The following is a 17,827-nucleotide window of genomic DNA, read 5'->3' as shown; positions in this document are numbered from 1 at the left end:
GGTATCGACTGCGGATTAGAAGTCCATTGAGACTGACAACTTCAGCGCACGAGGGTCGCCCTGATAGAGGTAAGTACCAGAATCTTCAACAGATTCCCAGTAACGCTCGTTAGTCACGTTCTCCACATTCGCCCGCCAAGTCAGGGTGCTATCTTTCATCGGCATGGTGTAGCGCACACCCAGATCCAGACGAGTCCATGGCTTCAATTTCAAGGTGTTGGCTTCATTGGCATATTGGGAACCAGAACGTACTACAGTGCCGGTCGCGGTCAGACCTTCAACCACCGGAATATCATACTCGCCGCCAAAGACTAACTGATAGCGGGCCACACCCACGGCATCATTGCCATTATTAACACCACTTTGAGTTTTAGTCAGTTTAGGATCCAACCACGTGGCGCTCGCTAACAGACGCGTACCGAAGACTGGCTCACCAAAGACATTCAGCTCAACACCACGGTTACGTTGTTCACCATAGAAACCATAAATGCTCGTGTTTGGATCAACAGTACCGGTTGGGCGAGTGATTTCAAACAAGGCCAATGTACCGCCGTAGCGCTGATTATCAAATTTCACCCCAATTTCATTCTGTTTTGAATGAACAATACCTGGGATTTGACCGGCATTGGCCACTGGCGTTGTCACACCACTGGTATTGCTATAAGTAAAGGGTGCTGATTTACCAGGGCCCAAAGCTTCAATGTGGTTAGCATAGAGAGAAACTTTCTCCCACGGCTTCACCATGATGCCGTAGATAGGCGTGACTTTCATCGCATCCAATGAGCCGGCACTGTTCGGTACCCCACTGTCAAAATTACGAATAGTAACTTCCTGACGGCGAACACCCAGCATCACAATCAGTTTGTCATCCATCATCGATAACGTATCTGACAATGAAAGACCGGAAGCACGCACCTGGCTACTCAGTTGTGGGTCTTGGCTGGTGCTGCTAAAAGCCGTCTCTGGGAAGCCAATCACACCTGGATTATAAATATTGGTATTAACTGGGTTCGACATATTCCAGGCAGACTTGGCCGTACGGTAGTTAGCGGCATAACCCAAGTTCACTTTGTGCGTAATAAATCCAGTATCAAAATGACCACGAATGCCCCCTAGCCCGGCAATAGAATCAGAAACATAAGGAACATATAGGCGAGAAATAGTCGCATCGCCATTATTCGCACTGGTCAGTGTCGGGGAACCATATTGACCCGTTTCTTCATTATGGCTAGCACCGATGGAGCCATAAACGGTCCAGTTCTGGCTAACATCATACTCACTGCGCAGCATACCGAAGGTGGTTTCCATATCGGTATACACCCACGACTGACCATAGTTTAGCGTGGTTGATGGTGGTTCTGGAATGACGGTGGCACCACCGATAGCAACATCAGTACGCATGTGATGGATAGTTTGCTTCTGGTAGCCGACATCCAATGACGTACGGGCACGGTCGCCGCGATAATCCAGCCCAGTAGAAACCGCCGTGGTACGTTCTTTCTGATCGTCAATGGCTGAGCCACCTTCACGATGCAATGCATTAACACGCACACCAAACTGATCATTGTCACCATAGCGACGGCCAACATCCAGTGCACCGCCCACTTGTGAAGATGAACCATAGTCCACTGAAACACGCGTCAGTGGAGTATCACCAGCACGTTTAGGTTCCAGGTTAATCATCCCACCGACACCACTGCCGCTCGGAGATATGCCGTTAATAAAGGCATTGGCACCTTTAAAGACTTCTACTCGCTCAACCATGCTGGTAGAAACAATCTGGCGTGGTAAAACACCAAACAAACCACCGAATGAGATATCATCGCCATCAAGGTTATAACCACGGATACGATAGTTTTGTGATGGGTTGCCATAGCCACGTACGTTCTGCACCGAAGCATCATTTTTGACAACATCAGCAATGGAGTTAGCTTGCTGATCTTCAATCATTTTGGAGGTATAGCTGATAACGTTAAATGGCACGTTACGGGCATCTTGCTGCCCTAGGAAACCGATACGGCCACCATTAGCCACCTGACCATCCAAATAGGTGGGGATTAAATCATTGCCACCCGCCCGGAAAGTGTCCTGCGTCCCGACCACGGTAATAGTGTCGGTCTTTTTGGTTTCATCCGCTTTAGCGGCATCCGCGGTGGTGCTGGTTTTTTTTGCGCTGTCGGCCGCAGTACTGGTTGCGGTTGCCGCCCATGAAGAGGCTGATAACGTGCCAAGAGCGGCACCGATCATCACGCACAAAAGACGCGGCGCCAGCCGTTTCTGATCCGCGCGGATAGAGATAGTTTTATTCATCATATTGATGCCCCTGAATTTTGCAAACTTGCCACTAATGAGAATGCTTATTATAAAGATTCGGAATTATCCGGATAACACTTGCCGATGCAAGCATTTCTGCACTTCTGGGGGATTATTTTTGAGGTCGTAAAAAAATTATGCCAGTTATGTAATAAACATGATCTCGGCCGGTAACATCATTGCAAGCATGAGAAAAATAAAATTAGTGCGGTATTATTCTGTAAATTTATTTTGTCTGAGTTAAAAATAATTAACCTTCCCTACTTAAGTCATTATTTTTATACATTCCGATACCGATTTACCCTTATTGTTAATAAGGTAAATTATTATTTATTACCCAGGTGCAACGCCATCAAGAAGCGCCAACATCCCCGTAAACAGTGGCCTTATATAATATGAATACCGGCACTAGGATTTTTTCCTTTATTTTTTATTGCTCATAAGAAAAATCCCATTACCTAGTTTTGCCAGGTTAGCGATAAACTGAACATCACTTCTATCGCGATAACAGACTAAACGTTCTGGGTATAGTTCTGTGCAGCGACAAGCTACTGAAAAAAATTCAAGGAACACAGGAATGGCTTTGCATCCGGCCTCATTTGACGACCATATCTTTCGGCTACTAATTGAAGCTGTAGATGATTACGCCATATATATCATTGATGCCCAAGGACACATACTGACTTGGAACAGTGGTGCTGAACGCAATACCGGCTATAACGCTGATGAAGTCATCGGTCACTCTTTTGAGATATTTTACACCCCGGAAGATTTAGCCGGTAAGCTCCCGCAAAAAGGCCTGACTCACGCCAATCAGTTTGGTCATTATGAAACTCAGGGTTGGCGAGTTCGTAAAAACGGTAAACGTTTTTGGGGCAATCTCACTCTCAGTGCATTGCACGATTCAGAGCAAAACTTACAAGGTTTTGTGCATGTTACCCGTGATTTAACGGATAAATGGCAGCGGGAAACGGCTCTGCGTAAGAGTGAAGAGCAGTTTCGCCATCTGATCAGCGAAGTCGAAGATTATGCTATCTACATGATAGATACTCATGGCCGCATTCTGACCTGGAATAAAGGTGGAGAACGCAATGAAGGCTATACCAGTGATGAAATCATCGGTGAGCACTTTGCACTGCTGTTCACACCAGAGGATATCTCCGCCGGCATGCCAGAAAAATCGCTCGCTAAAGCCATAGCTGAAGGGAATTTCCAAACTGAAGGCTGGCATGTCCGTAAAAATGGTATCCGCTACTGGGCCAATGTAGTGATCAATCCAATGCATGATGATAGTGGCAAACTATTGGGCTTTACCAAAATTGTCCGTGACTTAACTGAACGCCGTCAGCGTGAGGAAGCATTACGCATTAGCGAGGAACGTTTTCGCCTGATGGTGGACACCGTTGAAGATTATGCCATTTTAATGCTGGACCCTTGGGGCCGGGTCAATACCTGGAACCACGGCGCGGAACGTAATATTGGTTATCCCAGCAATGAAATTATCGGTCAACATTTCGGCAGTTTCTTCTTACCTGAAGACATCGCTGCGGGATTACCGGAAAAACTGCTGAAAACGGCGGCATCAACCAGCCGGGTAGAACGTGAGGGTTGGTTAGTACGCAAAGATATGACCCGCTACTGGGCTGTTACTGTCATTACCGTGGTACATGACCATAACGGTAAACTTCTCGGTTATGCCAAAATAATCCGCGATATGAGTGAGCGGAAACAGCGCGAGGATGCTTTACGCGCCAGCGAAGTCGCGCGTTATGAAGAGCGTGAACAACTGCACCGGGTGTTATCATCTATCCAAGAGGGAATTATCGCTCTTGATAGTGAGGGTCGCGTGGAATTAATGAACCCTAAAGCTGAAGAGATGACCGGACGCAGCCAGAATGAATCCTGTGGTTTACCCATTGAAGAAATCTTTATTCTGTGGTCACCCTTGCAGGATAAAAATCAATTAGTGGCTATCCAGCAGTGTTTAAGTGAAGGACGCCATACTCTCTTGCCAGAAGGGAGTCAGTTGTTGTCGAGCCAAGGTGAGCGCCAGGAAATTCGCTGTTCGGCCTCCCCTATTCGTGATCGCGATAACCTACTCACCGGTGCGGTGGTGGTGTTCCAGGATGTCACCCGCGCCCGCCATGAGCAGCGTGAACTGCAATATCAGGCCAACCATGACATGCTGACCGGGTTGATTAACCGCCGGCGTTTGGAAGAACGGCTAAATCAGTCCATCAGTCAATTAGGGAATGATGATCAGCATATTCTCTGCTATGTCGATTTAGACTATTTCAAGGATGTGAATGACAGTGCCGGCCACGAAGCGGGCGATATGGTACTGAGGATGGTGGCACAAACCATGCAGCAAGCAGTGCGTGAGAATGACTTGGTGGCGCGGTTAGGTGGCGATGAATTTGCCATCGTCCTGTTTAATTGCCACAGCAAGTCAGCCACCGAGTTGTTGGAAACTGTGGTCGCGGATATAGCCTCTCTCCAGTTCCATTGGCACGGTCAATCCTATACCTTCACTGCAAGCTTGGGCGCGGTCTCTTTAACCCCGCAAACTGAAAATGCCGCACAAGCGATGCGTCAAGCCGATATCGCCTGTTACGCGGCAAAACACGCAGGCCGCAATCGTTTATCACTCGCGCTTTAATTTCCTCGTCCTAGTCGGTGGTAACCTTTGCCACCGACTCCCTGACGTCATGACTCACTCAATATCAGACTCTCATCTGGTGCTACATTGACACAATTTTAGCAAGGTTATTTTCACCCTACTTTCCGCAATTAGACTCCGGTCAAAATATCGTTTCCACGAGTGTGATATATCAATATCATCACTTAATAAATTGGAAAATAAATATGCCGTACTTTACGGTCAGTGTCGTTTTGCATAATGCAGTGGAAGGCGATTACGATACCTTAAATAAGAAAATGGTTGAGGCAGGATTTACCCGACTTATCGGGCGAGAAAAGGTTTATAAATTACCTGAAGGAGAATTTAATTATGGAAGTGGTACATTAAATAAACAAGAAGTAGCTGATTTAGCACTAAAAGTCGCCGAACAGATAAGGTTTATCCCCTCTATTTTAGTTACCGAATCTGGCGGAAGAACCTGGCGAAACTTAGATTTAAAATAATAGCCTCATAATAAAAAATAACACACTGAAAATTTAACTTAAGTTAATAAGATATTTTTGTACCAGGGAATAATTACGCAGCTTTATTATAATACGATATCCCTAAAGGGGATTTTCTAACCATAGTTTAAAATAATCATCTATAAGATATGGCCCGAAACTTATCAGGCCAAGCCTTGGCATACATATGCTTTAGTTGTCCTCGACCGGTTGGTCAGCCACAACAAGATTTTCTTGGCGGCGATGTAAGGCGATAACAAAATCAGTTTCACAGACAAATGTCTGCCGCGCGGCCAGTTCTTGCCCTGTTTCAATCGATGCGCGCCAGGCAAAAGGTGTCATCTGCAATAAATCACAGCCCAACTTACCGGTTAGCTTCATTTCATAAGCCAGTTTTTCACTGCTGACTAACTCAAAACCCTCTAGATGCTCTGGAGTATCGTCATGAAGCTGCACTTCAGCATAAATAAGTGCTTTTAACTGATAAAGATGACGTGGGCCGGGTGCCACGGTAAGCACTATCCCGCCGGGTTTTACAGTACGCGCCAGCTCAGCCGCTTTGCAAGGAGCATAAATGCGTAACACTGCATCAAGGGACTGATTAGCAAAAGGTAATCGATGGCTGGAAGCCACGCAAAAATGGACTTGTGAGTAGCGTTTCGCACCATATCTTACCGCGACTTTAGCCACGTCCAGCCCGAAAACTGACACTTGCCGCTGGCGATTTAGCCGGTCCGCGACGGCGGCAGTGTAATAACCTTCACCGCAGCCAATATCAAGCAACATGTCGGCATCCTGAGGTAACGCATTATCCAGGATCTCACACACTCGCTGCTGCAAAGGTTGATAACAGCCTGCATCAAGAAATGCCCGCCGGGCCTGCATCATTTCCGGGCTGTCACCCGGCTGTTTCGACCCTTTATGCTGCACCGGCATTAAATTGACGTAACCCTCTTTGGCGCAATCAAACTGGTGGTTATTACTGCAACGCCACTGTTGCAGGCTCTGCTGCATAGCCTGATGACAAAGAGGGCACTGATAAGACATGGTTGAGTTCCAGATAACAAATTAATAACTGCCAGCATGACCAGCAGACGCGGCGTTAGTCTAAAGAAGCCCTTGAACTGTTGCAAGCCACGGTTTAACACAATGAACTCATAGACGATTAGCTATGCCGAACCGCGCCTGCGGGTATAGCATCGGGTTCCATATTCATGGTGCGTAGGATTTGCCCCATAATATCGCTAAATACCGGGGCCGAAACCGCCCCAACCGACTGCCCGCAGTCCCATAGAGTAGCGAATTAAGACTCTTTTCGATGCCCTCAACTCCCTGATCATCAATATTGGTAAAGCCCAGCAGATTGGCCACTGCATCACCTGAAGGGTAACAGCGCCGTGATTCTTCTTTTATTGCAATACCCGGCAACTTCAGGCGCTAAATATAGTCAGCCACATCCGGCTCGATTTGTCTGGCAAAACGGTGATAAGAGATGCGTTATTTTACAACAATTCGCTAACCGAGATTTAAAAGAAAAGGTGACTGGTCAATAAGTTAAAAAACGGCTTACACTGAATGGCGTACTTTTCTTCATTAGGTAAGTCCTATGACTGATTTTTCACCACAACTCAGCCGAATCACCACTATCTGCCATGGCTTTGGCAATAAATCCGCCCTATTGCCCTACGCTCTCCTGCCTTATCAGGCTTCTCAAGCCAATAAAAAACAGGTTCATGGCACCACGATTGTTGATGTCATAGCACCAGGACAAGAGTGCGGCGACGCCGACGGCCTCTATACCACGCAGCCGGGTATCCTATTGACGGTACTGACGGCTGATTGCCTACCGGTTATTTTCAGTCAACGACAGGGAAAAGGCATTGCGGTGGTACATGCTGGCTGGCGCGGCTTATTAGATGGTATTATCTTAAACATGCTTGAGCGGATTGCCCGCGATGATGACCCTGCAAATTGGGTTGCCGCAATAGGGCCAGCCGCCCGCTCATGCTGTTACGAAGTCAATGAAGAGTTGGTGGAAAGGTTTGTTAACGAACTGCCACTGGCGAAAAATATCATTTCACCCCGTTTTTGCCACCTCAACCTCGCAGCTATTGCTGAACACCAACTGCGTGATGGCGGAATTCATCACATTGATCGTGTCGGCAGTTGTACCATTTGTTCGACCGTTCCACATGGCGAGGATGAGGATAATGATAAGCCGCAGTTCAAATACACCAGCTTTCGTCGAACTAGCCAACAACAATCGATAGACCCCTCTCATCCCGGAATTAAAGGCCGCAATCAATATTCTGGCTTAGTTATATTGCCTTAACTTGCTGATTTGTCAGGCAACAGAAATGAAAAAACCCGCACAAAGGCGGGTTTTTAACAGCAAAAGAGCTGATTAGATTGCAGTAACGTTAACTGCAGACGGACCTTTCTGACCGTCTTGGATTTCGAACTCTACGTTCTGGCCTTCAGCCAGGGTTTTGAAGCCATTACCCTGGATTGCAGAGAAGTGAACGAACACATCTTTGCTGCCGTCAGCTGGAGTGATGAAACCGAAACCTTTAGACTCGTTGAACCACTTAACTTGACCTTTGATCTTTGCCATCTTGAGTATTTCCTTTGGATTGTTTAACTCGCCCGTGGGCGTTTACATAGACAAACTAGAGTCGTTACTGCTTGAGGCACTAAGATAAGGATCGGCAGAGAAGCGGTATTCAACGCTAACGTCTTTACTCAGAACTTCTTTACTGAAAATGCCACACATATACAGAACTGTACCTCGTTTTACCCATATGCGTTATCACATACTCTGTATTCGATGGCAAGCCATTTTTAATCAAGGGTGAACCTGTCGCACATATTTGAAACGGTTATCTCTTAAGAATGCGTAAATATGCTAAAATTTGTTGAAGGTCATCGTATTTTCTGCTCTATTTTTTTATACTGTCATGTCCCGCTTTCTTACTGGTTTTTAACATTTAAGCTAACTCTTTTTATAATACTTCTTACGTGATTTTTCCGTGGTTTCCATCTCAGTCTGATGACAGAAAACTGCCTTGGTATAAAATTTATTAGCATTAAATATATAATAATTGAATATATCGCCACTTCTGTTTCACCAGTCTCCCTACTCCAACCGGATGACTTACCCCTTTCACTTCACTCTGCTAACTCCTTACTTAGTCTCAGGTTATGCGCTCAAAATAATTCAGGCTAGAAATACATGAATATCTTATTTATCGGCCTGCATTGGAGGCGAAAAAATGGCCTCACCAGTCAACTACAGCTGGCCAAATTTCTAATTAAAAAGAATAAATAAAAATATAATATTCGAAGAGTAAAAATGTATTATCCCAATAGCACCTTATTGTGTCATTTGGGTGCAATAAAGTCGTCACATTGAACAAAATGCACCAGAGAAGTGCAATTACACATTATTTAATCTATATAAATATACTAAAAACCATACTGATCTAGTCAGTTTTATGCAGTGAAATTCCGCTAAATATGCCAACAAATTGTGCTATAAAAAACAGATTGAGACATTTCTTGATGTTCCGAGATTAAATTTTAATTACTCTGTCGCGCAGTTTAAAACTCTATATTAGTTGCTCGTTATAGAATCGTTTAAGTTTAGCGCTATAACCTTACTACATTATAAATAACGCACTATTCGTCATTAGTTTTGATAGGTACAAAGATTATCTGATGCCAAGAAATCTTATTTCACCTTATCAGCATCAGAGAGTTACACCATGAATTACAAACATATTATTCAGGCCATATTTGTCAGTGGTCTATGGTTAAGCCAAACCTCAACAGCTCTTGCCGATGACAAAACTCCATCAGCTCAATCCTCTATAGAGAGCAAAATGACACCTTCAGCAGGCAATGACAGCCTATGGCAGCGCCTGCTGAACAACATCTCACTGACTTGGGATTCACCCAACCAGGAGCTGTATATCCCACTCAATACTTGGCATAACCGCTGGACCTATGATGATGACAAGATAGAGTCATACAATGAAAGGCCCTGGGGTATCGGCTATGGCAAATATCGCTATGATGAGGATAACAACTGGCATGCGGTGTATGCGATGGCGTTTATGGATTCGCATAATGAAGTTGAGCCCATTATAGGTTATGGCTATCAAAAAATGTGGATACCGGGAGAAATGGATGGATGGCGTTTTGGTATCGGCTTTACCGCCAGTATTACCGCTCGTCATGAGTATCATTACATTCCAATACCACTGCCGTTGCCGCTTCTCTCTATTGAATATAATAAGTTTGCGCTACAAACCACCTATATTCCCGGTACTTATAATAATGGTAATGTCTTGTTTACATGGATGCGCTGGCAGTTCTAATTAAATTTATTACGCACCACTTTAACCATAATATTAAAGTGGTTATTTTTGTTATTAAGAATTAATCTCAATTAGTATGCATTGCTGCAACATAGCCGATAGCTATAACCTTTCAATTGTTTACTTTATTTATTGCTGAGTATTTAAACAATAGATAATATTTTGAGCAACTTCACGCAAAAAAATAGCCGGCTGAACTATTCACCCGGCTATTTTACCATGACATCGTCATCAAATTAGACTGCGTTGGAATCCTTCACTGCTGACTGGCTATTCTTATATTTACGACGAGTAAGCCTAAAGCCGCACCATAATAGTGCGACCCATGCAGGCATCATCAGTACAGAGATTTGAATTCCGTCAGTCAGATACATGATGACCAAAATCAGCATCAGAAAGACCAGACACAGATAATTTCCATAAGGGTACCATAACGCTTTGAAGCGCGGTTCAACGCCCTCTTTCACTTTAGCGGCACGGAATTTTAAGTGAGCTAGGCAAATCATGACCCAGTTGATAACCAGAGTTGAAACCACTAATGCCATGAGCAATTCAAAGGCCTTGCCTGGCATGACATAGTTAATAACTACCCCTGCCGAGGTTGCCAACGCGGAAAGTGCGATTGACAAAATAGGCACTCCGCGCTTATTCACCTTGGTCAGCACCTTAGGAGCATTGCCCTGAGAGGCCAGGCCAAAGAGCATGCGGCTATTACAGTAAACACCACTGTTGTAGACAGATAGTGCAGCGGTCAAAACCACCACATTCAGAATTGTTGCAACCAGATTACTGTCCAATGCATGGAAAATCATGACGAAAGGGCTACCCCCTTCCACGACCTTACCCCATGGGTAAAGAGAAAGTAGCACTGCCAATGAGCCGATATAGAAAATAAGGATACGGTAAACAACCTGGTTGGTTGCTTTAGGAATACTATGATGCGGGTCTTCGGCTTCCGCAGCGGTAATACCGACCATCTCTAGACCGCCGAAAGAAAACATAATGACAGCCATTGCCATCACCAAGCCACTCAAGCCATGGGGCATAAAGCCCCCTTGTGCCCAAAGGTTAGTGACCGAGGCATTTGGGCCACCGCTACCCGACGCCAGCAAATAAGCCCCAAATACAATCATGCCAATGATCGCTGCAACTTTGATGATAGCGAACCAGAACTCGGTCTCACCATACATTCGGACATTGACTAGATTGATAGCATTGATCAGCACAAAAAATACGGCGGCTGAAACCCAAGTCGGGATCTCTGGCCACCAATATTGAATATAGATACCGACGGCGGTTAATTCAGCCATTCCGACCAAAATAAACATGGCCCAGTAATTCCAGCCAGATAAGAATCCAGCAAAATCGCCCCAATATTTATAGGCAAAGTGACTGAATGAACCAGCAACAGGCTCCTCAACAACCATTTCGCCCAGTTGGCGCATAATAAGGAATGCAATAAAGCCGCCGATGGCATAACCCAGTATCACTGAAGGGCCAGCCATCTTAATGGTTTGCGCTATTCCTAGAAACAATCCGGTACCAATCGCCCCACCCAGCGCAATCAGTTGAATATGTCGATTTTTTAAACCGCGTTTTAGTGTTGAATCCTGCAACTGCTGTTCCATCCTGTCCTCTGCCGCATCTGTTACCCATTGGCGTGATAACAGTGCCTTTCGTAAATGAATCTGCGGCGGTTTTTTAACACTTAAAGCTGATTGCATCAAGAATAAAGGTGGTTCACGCACAATTGAGCAGCAATCAATCAGCTTACATTATATAAGCTGGGCATTGAATTGATGAGTCTAGAGATAATACTCAGGGATGTAACGCAGATATGCCACATAGCTTACTCAAATTTCGAGCGCCAATCATTAATGTGGCCACATATGACTGACGCCGAGTGACAACCTCAACCGCCACACGATTATTTTTATAGCGGATAAGATAAGTTGAAGGCCAGCCCTGACGCCGATCACCGTAGGATTTTTGATGGTGGTCAATCGCGGCATGAGCAATAACCAGATGTGATAAATTTGAATCCCCTTTAATGATACGTTTCATCATCAGCTCCACGAAAGTCGTCAATAACTTCTTACCGTTTGTCATTCCCGCCACTGTCTATTTACGGGATATTGTGCTGAAAATCATTAGGTTACCGATCAAACTTCCTGACTGAGTAGATAGCAGATCATTGCCGCGCGTAATGGGCTTTGGCTATAGGCCTGCCATTCGCCTTGCAGATTGGTAATTCTGGCATTCCACTGATTATTATCATTAATTTCTGGCGAGTAGAGACCAATTTTATTGGCGTAGATGATAGGCCATGCATCTGAAGGGTTCTTACAATAGTCTTTACCTTTGATACCGCCATAGGGATACCATTTATCTGGATCTTCACCAGTCAGTAGCGCAATGCTTCTGTTCACTTCACTGTCACTTTCTTCATACCATTTAATCATCCGAATCACCGTTCTCCTGAAAAGTTCTGGCTACATTACGGCGAAATTAAGACAAATTTATGACAGTCAGTAGGGTTTATTTTGGCTTGCGAACGGAAAAATCTAAAACATACAGAAGGGCTTTAGGAAAAGGGGTTCTGGCTTATTATCACTCTGACACTGCCCATTGGCAGCGCCAGAATTGCAATGAATACTATCTCTCAGGAATAAAACCTTTAAAATCGAGAGGGGAAACAATATCACTATCACTTTGCCCATCACTGACGCCTGTGGCATTTTCCAGTAATGCTTTGAGCAATTCTGTTTGCTGTTTCTGCTGTTCCACAATGTCCTGTAACAAGCGGACCTGTTCATTGGCTCGTACACTAGCACGGCTCAAAAAGAACCAAACTATCAAGAAAAAAATGACAGTAAATAGTGACAAAGCGATTGGGATGGCACCAAGTGCGCCCATAGTTGTATCTAACATTGACTACCCTATTACATGTTACCTGCGTGGCGAAGACACTATCTTAACACTCTGCCCACCACAACGGTAAATCCCTGTGGTTAATTAGCAGCTAATAACGATAACTTATAGTAATAGTTTTTATCTGTTATTATTAATGAAATTAGTGCTTATTCTTACCAAGGAATAATCGAAGTAATAGTACAAATACCGGTAGAGAAAGTCCCCCCTTGATCACAGTAGCTATCAAGGGCTAATAGATAAAACAAGCAACAAACGGCAATGATCCCCACCGTTGCAACAAGTTTCTTTATGTTCAAATCGAGCACCTTACTTAACATTTTTTTAAATTATACTGTATTAAACATCAACCAGTTATAGCCAAGATGTAATTACTAATATTTGTTATCTTCTTGGAAGAGCATTTTACTAATAGTTTATTCTATAAATCAAAATGATTTAGGATTTTTACTATTAACTGACTCATCATAACAAGTTAAACTACTAAATCTACTCACCACAAAATAAGTAAAACTAATTACAGGGAGTGACCATATGAGTTTGTTCAGACTTTTCTTGGTGGCGGCAATCATCTACCTTGGCTTGCTCTTTTCTGGCTATGGTGTACTTATCGGCAGTGAAAAGAACGCGGCAGGCATAGGTTTACAGTGTCAATATCTGACGGCCAGGACTGTTGCCACAGCTCAATTTATCAACGGTGAAAATGGCATTATTGGCGTCAGCAATTGCCCCTTAGTGAAAAAGATCGGCAATAACATATTTGAATGATAAGTGGCGAGTTAGTTATTAACCCACCACTTATCCTACAGGTTTCTTGGTAAGGCTATGCACCGGAACAGTTGGCTTGTTTCAACTGTTCCGTTCGATAATTCATGACTTTTGCGTAAACTTCATATCAATTAGCGCAATGGCTTTCTCAATAGCTCGTTTCGTCACCGGATCTGCGCCAGCTGGATGGGTAGAAAAATCGATGGCTTTAAGCTGATGTGACATCTTATCCCGCACTTCTGTAGGTGCAATGATATCGATCACATCCAGAATTTGTTTGATAACTAATTGGCAGGCAACCAGATCAGAAACCAGCTCTTGGTCATTAGTGAACATCTCAGACATGAATAATTCCTTAACAATAATATCAAGTAAGGATATCACGCTCACTGAAGTATTTCTTTAGCCCACAGTGTCATCCCCTCACCTTTATTGCCAAACCTTTCTGAAATTATCTCAAGTTAATTAGCCAGCTAGGGAAGGTCATTGAATGCATGGCTTCAGTTGGTAAAAAAGTTTATTGCTGCAAAAACCGAGCAAGGTAGCGTAAAAATCAGGCATAAAAAAACCAGGTATGATAGCTATCAATCACCTGGTTAGAAGAAAAAATCATTTTATATATGTCGGTCACAATATTCCTAACCTCACAGTTCATCACCTCCTGCGCCTTTACCTTTATGTAGAACCATTACTGGCATCTTTAGAAAGACGGTTACACCGACAACCGCTATCAGAGTCATAATCACTGTTATCAACATGCGATCACCTCATCATTTTTAATTTCTATTTTTCCAAACTCAACCCTTTACCCTTGAGATATTTCCCATTCAGATAGCACCACCCTTTTACTATGGCATCAGAAAGCTCTTTTGCAAGCATTCACTGAAAAGTCTTTAGAGTCCCGGTTACACGATCGAAGCCAATGTGGTGTTTTGTGTTGTTAGATTCAACTTGTGTATACTGCACTACTCCTAACTAGAAAAAACAGACTAAATAATGTCACAAGAAAATCATCTCGCGTTAGTCTGCGCCCTCAGTAAATGGGTCGAAACCCATCTGGGCCGAGTCATCTATCTCGAAGAGTTAGCCGTGTACTCTGGCTATTCGCTTTGGCATATGCAAAAAATATTCAAAGAAGTGACCGGTGTATCGCTAGGTAAGTACATTCGAGAAAGGCGCTTAGCAGGTGCTGTTTATCAACTCAGGTGCAGTGATAGCACTATTTTTGACATTGCTTTGGACTTTGGCTTTGGCTCACAGTCCCACTTTACTTATATGTTCAGAAAACGTTACGGCATAACCCCGTATGATTTCAGACAAAATACCAATATTGACCTTAATATCGCCTTACCCTTGCATGCTATCCATCAGAAATTAGCCTAACACTCCGCAATGCTTTTATTCGCCTGAATGCAGGTTTAGCGCTCTCTGGCGAATAAAATTTTCAGGTCTTTTTGTAGCAGTTTTGCACATCGATGGTTTGTACTTCATTGCGTTGACGATCCGCCATATAGGTCATCACAAACATCGTACTAACCACAATAAGTGCGGCGAATAGTAAACCGATCAGTGCAATGATTTTATTGTCATCAAACAAACCCTTATCCATACATTCTCCCTAATTTCCATGGCGTATCAGATTAACCATAGGATCACAATCAACGTTATTGCAATCAGCAAACATGATGTTGTCAGTAAAACCACGAGCGCAAATTGCGCATCGCCAATTCCCGTTGAATAATCACTATTCTGGGTAATATTTTGTTGTTTTTTCAAAGCAATACCTACTGGTCAAAATACACCAGCCATGACTCTGCATAAGAAAAATCGCGTTTTTATTGGCTATTGTTTATCGAACACCATACCAACACCAACTTGATAGCTGGTTATTCCAACGCGATCCTGTCGTAGTCTGTGTTATAGATCAAGCCCACCCATTGTAAAAATGGGGGAATTACCCGAACACATTAATGTCGATAATGTATTGCAAGCAATATTCAGATTCTGAGCCCCTGACTATCCTCACTTAATATAGCAATCTTATCACACTGTAATTATGCCTGTCGCAAGACTGTAGAGCGCCACAACAGCAGCAATGAGCGCCACAGCAAAAAGGCATTTTTCAATGGATGAGAATATCGTTTTTTTCTGCTCACGCTTAGCAATAATAAACAATAAGGTTCCTGGGCCATATACCACTGCTGATAATAATATGTATTTCAAGCCTCCAGCATAGACCATCAATATGGCATATAACGTGGCCATTAAAGCAAAAATCAAATCTTTCTTATGGTCTATCGAACCCACAGGGTATGTTTCCCGCGTCCAGGCCAATTTCAATCCATAGGCTGCGACGAGAAGATAGGGAATCAAAACTAGTGAGCTGGTTAACTCCAGTGCCAACTGGAAAGCATAATCGGTGAAAAGCGTAACAATTAAGAATAATTGGATAAAAATATTCGACATCCAAACGGCCGCTGAAGGGACTCCGTGCTTATTCTCGGTCGTGAATATCTGCGGCATGATGTGACTCCTAGCCGCACTATAAAGCGCTTCAGCCGCTAACAACGTCCATGACAGATAGGCACCCATAACAGAAATAATCAGCCCGATGCTGATAAATATAGCTCCCCAGCGACCCACAATATGTTCGAGTACACCCGCCATGGATGGCTGGCGTAAAGCCGCAAGGTCTGGGCGAAGCAGCACACCATAAGAGAGCATAGTGACCAATACCAACAGACATAAAACACCAATAAAACCTAAAACCGTTGCGATACCGACATGTTTTCTTTCTTTGGCGTAGCGGGAATAAACACTCGCCCCTTCAATACCAACAAAAACAAATACCGTGACGAGCATCGTACTACGAACTTGTGAGAATAAACTGTCGGACCCTGCTGCTATTTCCAAGGCGGCATGGCCAGTATAACCATAATCATCCAAATGGGAGAGGTCTCCGACAGCAGACAACGATTGAGTACCCCAGAAGTTTAATGCGAAGGTATCAGTGTGAAATGCAAATGCCAAAACGATGATAAATATAAATATCGGTATGACCTTGGCAAAAGTCGCTATGGTATTAATTGCTGCGGCTTCTTTGATGCCACGTAACACCATAAAATGGAAGCTCCACAAAATTAGTGATGCAATGAAAACAGCCGATAACGTATTACCGTCACCAAATAGTGGAAAGAATGCCCCTAGTGTTGACTTGATCAATACAAAATAAGAGACACTACCGATACAAGCTCCAGCCCAAAAACCGATTGCGGAAGCAAAACCGGCATAATCACCAAACCCGGTTTTAGCATAAATATAAACGCCGGAATCAAGATCAGGTTTGCGCTGCGCCAATGTCTGAAATACAAAGGCCAGAGTCAACATCCCACCCCCGGCAATAATCCAGGCAATAAGAGCACCAAAGCCGCCAGTTGCGCGGCCAAACGTTGCAGGTAAAGAGAAAATACCCGCGCCGACCATTGAGCCAACAACCAGTGAAGTTAATGACCACAGTGACAATTTCTTATTTGATGAGGCCGCCATATTCATTTCCATTTGCATTGGTTAATTCCATATAAAACAGATTAACCTAACAGAAGACCAAGTCCTATGGTGATATTCAGTGAAATATGTGAGTTTACGTCAAAAGCTGAATATTCACAGTTTGAGTATAGCAAGATTAATTATGTACACCGTTCTGGCGGAAACGATCCGGTGCATTGTCGCCAGACAGTTAAACAGAAAACCTCTCGATTAGGGAAAGAATGAATACACTCAAAATCTACATTTTTGAGCCAATAGTAGCGCCGTCTAACTAATCAGACTTTTAGTTAAGTAATAACGATGATACTCACCCACAACATTTTCTAAGGTCATTTTCAATTGATAACCGTGTTTTTCATAGAAAGGCCGAGCTTGAAAACTGAAAGTATCGACTTGAGCAAACTTACAGCCTCGTTGCAATGCTTCTTGTTCGGCCGCACGCATCAGTTTACTGCCCGAGCCTAAATGACGTAATGCGTCCGATACCCATAAAAATTCAATGCTCAGACAATTACCCAAGGTATAGCCCGTAATCCCACCCAACTTTTCACCCTGCTCACCAGTAATAAATACGGCTAATGGTTTGCGGCCATTGTCACCAACAAAATTACGATTAAAGGCTTTTAATCCTGCAATGATTTCTGCAACATCTTCAGTAGTCGGGGTATCGGTCAACATCAATTTCATGGTTATTTCTCCTTGCTATGATTCCATTAACAATACCCGATATTATCTTTGCTTCAATG

At 43.8% G+C, this 17,827-nt stretch carries 19 protein-coding genes and 1 pseudogene; 6 read left to right on the top strand and 14 right to left on the bottom strand.

Annotated features, from left to right (window positions below):
* Nucleotides 1–15 precede the first annotated feature (15 nt).
* Complete coding sequence (locus DJ58_RS14510; protein ID WP_032911193.1) at nt 16–2,310, bottom strand: TonB-dependent receptor; 2,295 nt, start codon at nt 2,308–2,310, stop codon at nt 16–18.
* Nucleotides 2,311–2,890: 580 nt separating this feature from the next.
* Here DJ58_RS14510 and DJ58_RS14515 point away from each other — a divergent pair.
* The gene (locus DJ58_RS14515; RefSeq protein WP_004709495.1) at nt 2,891–4,972 is read left to right on the top strand and encodes a PAS domain S-box protein; all 2,082 of its coding nucleotides are present in this window, start codon (nt 2,891–2,893) and stop codon (nt 4,970–4,972) included.
* A gap of 206 nt (nt 4,973–5,178) precedes the next feature.
* Complete coding sequence (locus DJ58_RS14520) at nt 5,179–5,457, top strand: hypothetical protein (protein WP_032911141.1); 279 nt, start codon at nt 5,179–5,181, stop codon at nt 5,455–5,457.
* Between the two features lie 192 nt (nt 5,458–5,649).
* Here DJ58_RS14520 and rlmA read toward each other — a convergent pair whose 3' ends face one another.
* On the bottom strand, nt 5,650–6,504 hold the full coding sequence (gene rlmA / locus DJ58_RS14525) for a 23S rRNA (guanine(745)-N(1))-methyltransferase (protein WP_032911144.1): 855 nt from the start codon (nt 6,502–6,504) through the stop codon (nt 5,650–5,652).
* 216 nt (nt 6,505–6,720) lie between these two features.
* A pseudogene (locus DJ58_RS22600) lies at nt 6,721–6,933 on the bottom strand (peptidoglycan glycosyltransferase FtsI); the annotation flags it as partial.
* A 130-nt stretch (nt 6,934–7,063) separates the two neighbouring features.
* Between DJ58_RS22600 and pgeF the strand changes: the two are divergent.
* Nucleotides 7,064–7,789, top strand: coding sequence for a peptidoglycan editing factor PgeF (gene pgeF, locus DJ58_RS14530; RefSeq protein ID WP_004709503.1), 726 nt, complete (start codon nt 7,064–7,066; stop codon nt 7,787–7,789).
* Nucleotides 7,790–7,861: 72 nt separating this feature from the next.
* Here pgeF and cspE read toward each other — a convergent pair whose 3' ends face one another.
* Both cspE and DJ58_RS14540 read right to left on the bottom strand, forming a co-directional pair.
* The gene (gene cspE / locus DJ58_RS14535) at nt 7,862–8,071 is read right to left on the bottom strand and encodes a transcription antiterminator/RNA stability regulator CspE (protein ID WP_002221949.1); all 210 of its coding nucleotides are present in this window, start codon (nt 8,069–8,071) and stop codon (nt 7,862–7,864) included.
* 42 nt (nt 8,072–8,113) lie between these two features.
* On the bottom strand, nt 8,114–8,230 hold the full coding sequence (locus DJ58_RS14540) for a DUF2627 domain-containing protein (RefSeq protein ID WP_002211058.1): 117 nt from the start codon (nt 8,228–8,230) through the stop codon (nt 8,114–8,116).
* A 991-nt stretch (nt 8,231–9,221) separates the two neighbouring features.
* On the opposite strand from DJ58_RS14540, the gene pagP reads away from it, so the two are divergent.
* The gene (gene pagP, locus DJ58_RS14545; protein ID WP_004709505.1) at nt 9,222–9,836 is read left to right on the top strand and encodes a lipid IV(A) palmitoyltransferase PagP; all 615 of its coding nucleotides are present in this window, start codon (nt 9,222–9,224) and stop codon (nt 9,834–9,836) included.
* A gap of 236 nt (nt 9,837–10,072) precedes the next feature.
* On the opposite strand, the gene DJ58_RS14550 is transcribed toward pagP, so the two are convergent.
* The 5 genes from DJ58_RS14550 to mgrB form a co-directional block, all read right to left on the bottom strand.
* Complete coding sequence (locus DJ58_RS14550) at nt 10,073–11,464, bottom strand: amino acid permease (protein WP_032911195.1); 1,392 nt, start codon at nt 11,462–11,464, stop codon at nt 10,073–10,075.
* Between the two features lie 190 nt (nt 11,465–11,654).
* Complete coding sequence (locus DJ58_RS14555) at nt 11,655–11,900, bottom strand: DUF4060 family protein (protein WP_032911146.1); 246 nt, start codon at nt 11,898–11,900, stop codon at nt 11,655–11,657.
* 98 nt (nt 11,901–11,998) lie between these two features.
* Nucleotides 11,999–12,298 (bottom strand): phage protein NinX family protein, encoded by a 300-nt coding sequence (locus DJ58_RS14560; RefSeq protein ID WP_004709511.1) that lies wholly within the window; start codon nt 12,296–12,298, stop codon nt 11,999–12,001.
* 193 nt (nt 12,299–12,491) lie between these two features.
* Nucleotides 12,492–12,767, bottom strand: coding sequence for a YebO family protein (locus DJ58_RS14565; protein ID WP_032911147.1), 276 nt, complete (start codon nt 12,765–12,767; stop codon nt 12,492–12,494).
* Nucleotides 12,768–12,922: 155 nt separating this feature from the next.
* The gene (gene mgrB, locus DJ58_RS22595; RefSeq protein ID WP_005170546.1) at nt 12,923–13,066 is read right to left on the bottom strand and encodes a PhoP/PhoQ regulatory lipoprotein MgrB; all 144 of its coding nucleotides are present in this window, start codon (nt 13,064–13,066) and stop codon (nt 12,923–12,925) included.
* A gap of 235 nt (nt 13,067–13,301) precedes the next feature.
* Here mgrB and DJ58_RS14570 point away from each other — a divergent pair, with 235 nt between their 5' ends.
* Nucleotides 13,302–13,535 (top strand): YobH family protein, encoded by a 234-nt coding sequence (locus DJ58_RS14570; protein ID WP_032911149.1) that lies wholly within the window; start codon nt 13,302–13,304, stop codon nt 13,533–13,535.
* 102 nt (nt 13,536–13,637) lie between these two features.
* On the opposite strand, the gene DJ58_RS14575 is transcribed toward DJ58_RS14570, so the two are convergent.
* Nucleotides 13,638–13,880: a DUF2766 family protein gene (locus DJ58_RS14575; RefSeq protein WP_032911150.1), complete on the bottom strand. Its 243-nt coding sequence runs from the start codon at nt 13,878–13,880 to the stop codon at nt 13,638–13,640.
* Between the two features lie 651 nt (nt 13,881–14,531).
* Between DJ58_RS14575 and DJ58_RS14585 the strand changes: the two genes are divergently transcribed.
* Complete coding sequence (locus DJ58_RS14585) at nt 14,532–14,918, top strand: helix-turn-helix domain-containing protein (protein WP_004709522.1); 387 nt, start codon at nt 14,532–14,534, stop codon at nt 14,916–14,918.
* 61 nt (nt 14,919–14,979) lie between these two features.
* Here DJ58_RS14585 and DJ58_RS14590 read toward each other — a convergent pair whose 3' ends face one another.
* From DJ58_RS14590 to DJ58_RS14600, 3 genes are all read right to left on the bottom strand, one after another.
* Nucleotides 14,980–15,144 carry a hypothetical protein gene (locus tag DJ58_RS14590; RefSeq protein WP_004709523.1) on the bottom strand — a complete coding sequence of 55 codons (165 nt, stop codon included), beginning with the start codon at nt 15,142–15,144 and terminating at the stop codon, nt 14,980–14,982.
* A 434-nt stretch (nt 15,145–15,578) separates the two neighbouring features.
* Nucleotides 15,579–17,081: a basic amino acid/polyamine antiporter gene (locus DJ58_RS14595; protein ID WP_032911197.1), complete on the bottom strand. Its 1,503-nt coding sequence runs from the start codon at nt 17,079–17,081 to the stop codon at nt 15,579–15,581.
* A 267-nt stretch (nt 17,082–17,348) separates the two neighbouring features.
* On the bottom strand, nt 17,349–17,768 hold the full coding sequence (locus tag DJ58_RS14600; RefSeq protein WP_004709529.1) for a GNAT family N-acetyltransferase: 420 nt from the start codon (nt 17,766–17,768) through the stop codon (nt 17,349–17,351).
* Between the last annotated feature and the right edge of the window lie 59 nt (nt 17,769–17,827).

This window comes from Yersinia frederiksenii ATCC 33641 (genome assembly GCF_000754805.1).
Taxonomy (GTDB): Bacteria; Pseudomonadota; Gammaproteobacteria; order Enterobacterales; family Enterobacteriaceae; genus Yersinia; species Yersinia frederiksenii.
Note: the sequence above shows the minus strand (reverse complement) of the source record. Positions and strands in the feature narration are given on the sequence as shown.